Genomic DNA, 7,268 nt, shown 5'->3' on the forward strand with positions numbered 1-7,268 from the left:
CCGTATCCCCAGGTCACCGCTGATGCCGACGTGCAGGCCCTCCAGCGGGCCCGCGAAGCGCTGCATCGCGGCGACGTCGATGAGCGCCTGCGTCGGGTGCTCCCCGCCCGGATCGCCGCCGTTCACCACCGGTGCGGGGCAGGCGGCACGGACGAGGGGCCGGTTCAGCGACCGGTCCGGGCGGACCACGACGACGTCCACCATGCCGGCGAGCGTGCGCAGCGTGTCCTCGAGGCTCTCCGCGGAGCTCATCCCTCCGCTGAATCGCGAGTCGTCCACGGTCACCGCCGTGCCGCCGAGGCGGGCCGTTGCGACTGCGAACCCGGTCCGGGTGCGCAGGGACGAGGAGAGGAAGAGCAGTCCCACGACGAACGGCTCCCGGCGCGGGATGCCGCCTCCCGACGCGGCCTCCCCCAGCACTTCCTCGAGGTCGTCGTCGGCCAGGTCGGCGATGTCGAGGAGGTGCCGGGGCACCTCAGACCGTCCGGGGAGCGCCGTGCGACATGGACGCGTCGCCGTTCCCAGTGACCGTGGAGAGGCTGAGCGTGTTGTGTGCGCAGGGACGGCACGCCGGACCGAGGGCGACGCCGTGCCGACGGGTGATCTCGAGCGCCCGGGAGTAGGCCTCGAGCATGAACTCGGCCGTAGGGACGGGGTGGTCGCGCAACGGGGTCGACGGATCCGGCCGGAACGGGCTCAGCACGGGTGTGCAGCCCAGCTCGGCGATCGCCTCCACCCCGGCCAGCGTGTCCTCGAGCGGCTCCAGGCCCAGCATGAGCATCGACCTGACCCGGCTCCCGCCGAGCACCCCGGCCGCACGCGCCAGGTAGTCGAGGTAGTACTCCCGGCCCTGCTTGTGCTTGCGCGGCATCAGGGCCCGCGCCGCCTCCAGGCCCCAGACCTCGAGGTTCACCGAGATCTCTGCGACGCCGAGCTCGGCCAGCCAGACGGGGTCCATGACGTCGGCGATCGGCACCATCATGATGTCGACCGGCACCCCGGGGAACCCGCTGATCACCTCCCGGTAGACCGAGCGGACGTAGTCGTAGTCCTCGGGCCGAGGTGTGCCACCGGAGATCAGCACGTGGTACGCCGGCTGGACCGGGTCGTTCAGCGCGACGTCGACCACGTCGAGCAGCCCGTCGAGCCGCTTGTTGCGATAGCGGAACTCGTAGGGCAGGTCGCAGAACCTGCAGGTGAACGCGCAGCCCTCGATGGGGGAGATCCGTACCCGGTCGGCGTGCATGAAGGCGTATGAGTTGTACGGCTCCCCGTCGCCGTTGGCCTCCCCGTGCCATGCCGGAGGCAGCCAGAACCGGACGGGTGTCGCACGATCGCCGGTGCGCACGACCAGCCGGTCACCCTCGACCCCCAGCTCGTGGCGCGGCGTCAGCACGAAGTTGGCGTTGTGTGCGGCGATCGGCGCGTTCACCCACGTGTCGTCGGGGAGCTGGAGGATGACCCCGGAGGTCGAGGCGTAGTCGGCCGGAGTCAGCGGCCGGCCGTGATTGACGGCCGCCAGGAGTTCCGCGGCCTGCGATGAGATGGCGAGGCCCTCTGCCAGCAGGTCGAACTTGAGCCCTTCGGCTGCCGTCAGGGTGGTCGTCACGTGAGGATCTCCGGTGCGATGGCGGGAACGAGCTCCCGAAGGACGGACGTCGGCTCGAGCAGGTGCCACATCCCGACGTAGCGGCGGTGCGCGTCGACGTCGTCGCGCACGAGACCGGCGAGAGTCTGCCACTCGTCCTCGCGCAGCCGGGGCAGATCGCTCCCGGCAGGAGGCGCGTACACGTGCATCAGTGCCCACGCGGCTGCGCAGGCGGCCGCGGCGTGCCTGAGATGGCGGCGGGTGAGCTGCCGCAGGGACCCGCTGTCCCGAGCGGCTTCCTCCAGACCGGCGGCCTGCCACGCGGCGACCGAGATGCCCTGCCCGAAGAGCGGGTTGAGGCTCCCGACGGCGTCCCCGAGGGGGAGCACGCCGGTGACGGGGGACGGCAGCAGCTCGTGGTGGCGCCAGACCGCGGTCGGCTTGCCGAAGACCCTGGGCGGCTCGACGACGGGTGCGGCGCGGAGGAGGTCGGCCACCGACGGGTCCGGCAGGGTCTCGCTGAAGGCAACCAGGTCCGCAGGGGTGCGAGGCACCGGATCCCCTGCCACCCCGGACAGCGAGACGTACCAGCGGTCCGGTCCCCACGGGGAGACCAGGGCGCCTCGGGTCGATGGGTGGTCGGGGAAGACCAACCAGAAATCCGGCCGGCCTCGCCACGCCTGGGGACGCTGTACCACCGCCGTGCAGTACCACTGGCGAACGCCTGTGGTCTCGACCGGCGCGGTCGAGCCGGTCCAGTCGGCCGCGCGGGACAGCGTGCCCATGGCGTCGACCACGAGGTCGCCCGGCAGGCGGTCACTCCGCCCGTCGCGCTCGATGTGGACGCCGCGCACCTCGCCGTCCGAGACGTCGATGCCCGTCACGCGCGTCCGTTCCCGGATCTCGACGTCCGCGGGGAGGAGGTCGCGCGCCACCTGCTCGATGACGGCCCGAGGGGCCGACCACAGCCGCAGGCCGAGATCGCGCTCGGGCATGGCGATGCCGAGCTCGTGCACGTGGGTCTGACGGGAGACGACGGCCTCCACCCCGCCGGCGCGCAGGAGGGCGTCCCGGTATCCCGGCAGCAACGTGTCGAGGTGCACCTGGGCGCGGGTGAGGAGGTTGTGCAGCTGTCCCGCCTGCGGCGTGCCGCGACGGACCGTCGCGGCGGCGGACAGATCGTCCTGCTCGAGGATCACCGGGCGGTGGCCGGCCCGGTTCAGGGCCGCGGCGGCGAGGATCCCGCCGATGCCCCCACCGAGCACCAGCGGGCGGGATGTCACGAGGGAGTTGTACCGGATCACCCGAGTCCGGCGCCGGGACGCCGGGTGGCGAACGGCTACCCTCGACCGTTCGGTCGTCGTCCCACGGGGAGCAGCAGGTGTCAGCGCTGAGCATGCAGGACGACTTCCTGTTCCGATTCAAGGTGCACTGCTTCTCCCGCGGACTGCGTCTGGATCCGGCGGTGGTGCCGCTGCTGACCCGCGGTGGCGACCTGCCGCTGACCATCCACGAGTACGCCACGACGGGCGGGGTGACCCTGCGCATCGGCGACGTGTACCTCAACGCGCCGTTCGACGAGTGGTGGACCGATCGCTCGGAGGCCGTCCTCGCGGTGTCCCCGGAGGGCGGCACCGAGCTGCGCTTCCGCGGGGAGGCCGTTCCCTGCGAGGTGCTGCCGCTGCCCGGGTACCTGGACGAGGTCAACGCATTCGGGTCACCCGTCGTCGCGACCACCATGTCGCACTGCGACCGGATCCGGGTCTCCCCGATCGGTGGCTGTGTCCTGGACTGCGCGTTCTGCGACATGCCGGCCGACCGTTACCGACGCACCGGAGCCGACGAAGTGCTGGCCTCGGTGGCGGTGGCACAGGCCGATCGGAACCTGCCGGCGCACCACATGCTCATCAGCGGCGGTTCGCCGGGCCCGCGGCATTTCCAGTGGTTCGACGAAACGCTGGCCGCGATCGCGCAGGGCACCGATCTGCCCACCGACGTCATGATGAGCCCACGCGAGGGGTCGGCGGACCACGTGGGCCGGCTGGCGCGTGCCGGCGTCCGCGGGTTCTCGCTGAACCTGGAGGTCTTCGGAGACGCCGCCGCATCGGCGATCATGCCCCGCAAGCACGAGCGGTCCACGCCGTACGTGGCCCGGACCGTCGAAGCGGCTCTCGAGGCTGTCGGCGGTGACGGCCGGGTGCGGTCGCTGGTGATCGTGGGTCTGGACGACCGGGACAGCACACTGGCGGGGATCGAGTTCCTCGCCCGCATGGGGTGCGAGCCGGTGCTCAGCCCCTTCCGACCCGCGCAGGGCACCAAGCTGATGTCCTGGGAACCTCCGTCCGAGGACTTCCTCGTCGACGTCTTCCTGCGGGCCCAGGAGATCGTGGACCGTTACGGCCTCCGGCTGGGCCCGCGCTGCATCCCGTGCCAGCACAACACGCTGACCTTCCCGGACGGGTCGGACGCGTACTGGTACTCGTCGGACAGGGCGTCGGCCGCGCTCTGACGACGGGGGAACCGCTGGAGGGGCGAGGCGCGCTCCGGCGTCTCCTGTCCACCGGGAGTTCCCATGCTGTCCCCCCTGACGCGGCCCGACCGGCTCTCATCCGGCTCCCGGCTGGCGACCGAGGTCCGGCCGGACCGCTGGCTCGCCGCCCTCCTCCTCGCGGCGCTCGTCGTCGGTGGCGTCCTGTGGTTGGACGACCACGGTGCCGCCGACTCGATCGACGAGGTGGCTCTGGCCGGTCCGCGCGGCTCGGCCTGCCTCCGGCTCGTCGTCGGCAACGATGTCTCCGGCTCGATGAGCGACTTCGCAGACGCTCGGGAGAGCGCGCTGAGAGACTTCCTCTCCTGGGCCCCGCGCAACCTGCGCGACGACGACGAGCTCGGGGTCGTCGACTTCGCAGGCGCTGCGGCCTGGACCCGCCAGCCGACGCCGGTCGCCGAGCCCGCGGTGCGTGGTGCGGCCGCCGACGTGTACCAGGGCGACCAGACGCTGCTCGCTCCCGTGCTCGCCCTCGCGCAGGCACTGCCGCCCAGCCACTGCAGGACCGCGCTGCTGCTGTTCTCCGACGCACAGCTTGCCGACCTGCCGCAGGCCGAGCAGGAAGGGCGAGCAGCCGTGCAGGCCGCCGGCGTGCACGACGTGGTCCTCCTCGTCCCGGGGGAGGACATCGACGTACCGGAGGCGTGGGGCACGTCGTTCCCCGCGGCCGAGCCGCGCTACTTCGACGGTCTGGACGCCGACGAGACCGGACTGACGGTGGCGTCGGTGGTGGCCGAGCTGACCGGACAGGAACTCCAGCGGCGCTGATCCCTGTCGCGCGGCTGCCGCCGTGCCCCGCACGAGAGCGGCCCCGGCGATTCCTCGGCCGGGGCCGTTCTCACCTCCTCGACCGCCCAGCGGGTCGACGGGAGAACCGCTGACGTCATCGAGGGCGCGCTACAGAGCCGCTCCGAACCGAAGGGACCCATCATGGGGCGCATCATCGAGGGACTGCGGAGCCTGGCTTCCGCGGTCACGGCAGGCGGCGGCGCGGCGAGGGCCGCGCGGTCGGACCTCAGGCGGGAGAAGTCGCTGGTCGACCTGCCCGAGGAGCAGCCGTCCAACGCCGAGACGGCGGTCCTGAGCCGGGTCGTCGTCACCGCGTACCGCCGCGACGCGGGGGAGGCGAACGACCTCCAGGCCGGCGCCCGACAGCTGGTCGCCGCAGAGGCCGAGGCCGTCCGGGCACAGGCGGTCCGCGACGCCGTCGTCGCCGGCGAGCAGGCGGCGCGGCGCCGGCAGCGGGCCGACGAGGCCGGCGAGCGCGAGGCCCGGACGCTCAGCCAGGAGATCGACCACGCGCGGCCGCTCATCGGACTGCGGGTGCTGGCCGGGATCGAGGTCATGTTGCTCTTGGCCGAGATCTTCTTCTGGTACCAGGTGTTCACCTACGACACCGACGACGGCCTGAGCTGGCTGTCCGTGGAGAAGCTGGGTGCCGTCGTCCTGGGCCTGGCGATCCCGATGCTCGGGTTGCTCGCCGCCCGGGCGGCCGGTGCCACCTGGCAGCGATTCCTCCGTCACCCGGCGGCGGACGCGGCCGGCAGGCGCAACCAGCACGGTGCAGTGATCGCCGCGACGACGATCCTGGTGCTGGCCTGCTACGTGGTCTTCGCGCTGGTCTACTGGCGGTACGCACCGAAGGACGGATACGAGGCGACGTCATCGGCGATGGACCTGCCTCCGTGGCCGGCCGGACTGTTCTTCGCCGGGCTGATCCTGGCCGATGCTGTCGCCCGGGCCTTCTGCACCAGCGAGGCGGCCATGGCGGCCCGCGACCGCGACAAGAAGGTCGCCGCTGATCGGGCCGAGGTCCGCGTGGTCAGCGACCGGGCCGTGTCGGCGACGGCGGGATGGCACACCTCGTGGTTGTCGCTGCGCAACCAGGTCGCGGTGGCCCTCGACGGCATCGGCCAGGTGGTTGCCACCGGAGACCTCCTGGTCCTGCAGTCCCGTTCACGCCGGGCCGACCGGCCAGCCGGGACCGGCTGGGCGCAGACCGGGTCGACCTGGACCGACGCAGGGAGCTACGCAGTGCCCACGGTCCAGCTGCCCGTGCACCTGAGCATCGGCCAGGTGTCGGCGACCTTGCAGGCACTGACCGCTGCGGTCGACACCCTGACCCGGCACCAGCCTCCTGCGCTGGCCGAGCAGCCGGCGCTCCGGGAGGAGCTCGACGACCTGCACCGTCGCATCGGCGGCCTGCAGGAAGCGGTCGACCGGTCGGAGCAGGCGGAGGCCGACATGGTCACCGAGGAGGCGGTCGCCGAGGCGTCCGCGGCGGGTGAGCCCGAGACGCACGTGGTCCAGGGCAACCACGTGGTCGTGCCGTTGACGCGAACGGGCTCGCCCGGCTGACACGGCAGGTGCGGTGGGGCCCCGGACAGACGTCCGGGGCCCCACTCGGCCCTGAGCGCATCGCTGCTCAGCCGCACCGCCGAGGGGGACGAACCGGCGTGCCGCCTCGATCTTCCGCAGGACAGAACCGAACGGATGGCCGACCGGGATCCCGGGTAGCGGCTCCGTCGGCAGCCGCCGCCACCGGTGTGCGGCGCTGCAACCGACCGAGAGGACCGCACCTGTGGCTCATGCCTCCGCATCCGGAGTGCCCACGATCACCCTCAACAACGGTGTCGAGATCCCCCAGCTGGGCTTCGGCGTCTTCCAGATCCCACCGGGGGACACCGTCAAGGCCACCACGACGGCCCTGGAGATCGGCTACCGCCACATCGACACGGCGCAGATGTACGGCAACGAGCGGGAGGTCGGCATCGCCGTCCGCGAGTCGGGCGTCGACCGCGACGAGATCTTCGTGACCAGCAAGCTGAACAACAACCGGCTCGAGCGCGACGACATCCTCCGCTCGTTCGACCGCAGCCTCGCCGACACGGGCCTGGACCACCTCGACCTCTTCCTCGTGCACTGGCCACTGCCGGCGGTGAGCGACTTCGTCGCTCGCTGGAAGGTGATGGAGGAGATCTACGCGGGCGGCCGGGTGCGGGCGATCGGCGTCTCCAACTTCCAGCCGCACCACCTGCGCACGCTGTTCGCCGAGACGGAGGTGCGCCCGGCGGTCAACCAGATCGAGGTGCACCCGTACCTGACGCAGGACGAGCTGCGCGCGTTCGACGC

6 protein-coding genes and 1 pseudogene are annotated in these 7,268 nt (G+C 72.1%); 4 read left to right on the forward strand and 3 right to left on the reverse strand.

Annotated features, from left to right (window positions below; translation table 11 throughout):
• The 3 genes and pseudogenes from E4P40_RS24990 to E4P40_RS25000 form a co-directional block, all read right to left on the reverse strand.
• Positions 1 to 474, reverse strand: a pseudogene (locus tag E4P40_RS24990) (hypothetical protein); the annotation flags it as partial.
• Between the two features lies 1 nt (position 475).
• Positions 476 to 1,609: a radical SAM protein gene (locus E4P40_RS24995; RefSeq protein WP_135161042.1), complete on the reverse strand. Its 1,134-nt coding sequence runs from the start codon at positions 1,607 to 1,609 to the stop codon at positions 476 to 478.
• Complete coding sequence (locus tag E4P40_RS25000; protein WP_135161043.1) at positions 1,606 to 2,871, reverse strand: NAD(P)-binding protein; 1,266 nt, start codon at positions 2,869 to 2,871, stop codon at positions 1,606 to 1,608. Before E4P40_RS25000 ends, E4P40_RS24995 begins: the two co-directional genes overlap by 4 nt.
• Before the next feature lie 98 nt (positions 2,872 to 2,969).
• Here E4P40_RS25000 and E4P40_RS25005 point away from each other — a divergent pair, with 98 nt between their 5' ends.
• From E4P40_RS25005 to E4P40_RS25025, 4 genes are all read left to right on the forward strand, one after another.
• A complete protein-coding gene (locus E4P40_RS25005; RefSeq protein ID WP_135161044.1) occupies positions 2,970 to 4,097 on the forward strand; it encodes a radical SAM protein in 1,128 nt (375 codons plus the stop codon).
• A 63-nt stretch (positions 4,098 to 4,160) separates the two neighbouring features.
• On the forward strand, positions 4,161 to 4,904 hold the full coding sequence (locus E4P40_RS25010) for a VWA domain-containing protein (protein WP_135161045.1): 744 nt from the start codon (positions 4,161 to 4,163) through the stop codon (positions 4,902 to 4,904).
• A gap of 162 nt (positions 4,905 to 5,066) precedes the next feature.
• Positions 5,067 to 6,494 carry a hypothetical protein gene (locus E4P40_RS25015; RefSeq protein WP_135161046.1) on the forward strand — a complete coding sequence of 476 codons (1,428 nt, stop codon included), beginning with the start codon at positions 5,067 to 5,069 and terminating at the stop codon, positions 6,492 to 6,494.
• 247 nt (positions 6,495 to 6,741) lie between these two features.
• Positions 6,742 to 7,268, forward strand: a 527-nt coding sequence (locus E4P40_RS25025; RefSeq protein ID WP_135161047.1) for an aldo/keto reductase, incomplete at its 3' end; no start/stop codon positions are given.

It is taken from the genome of Blastococcus sp. CT_GayMR20, assembly GCF_004570345.1.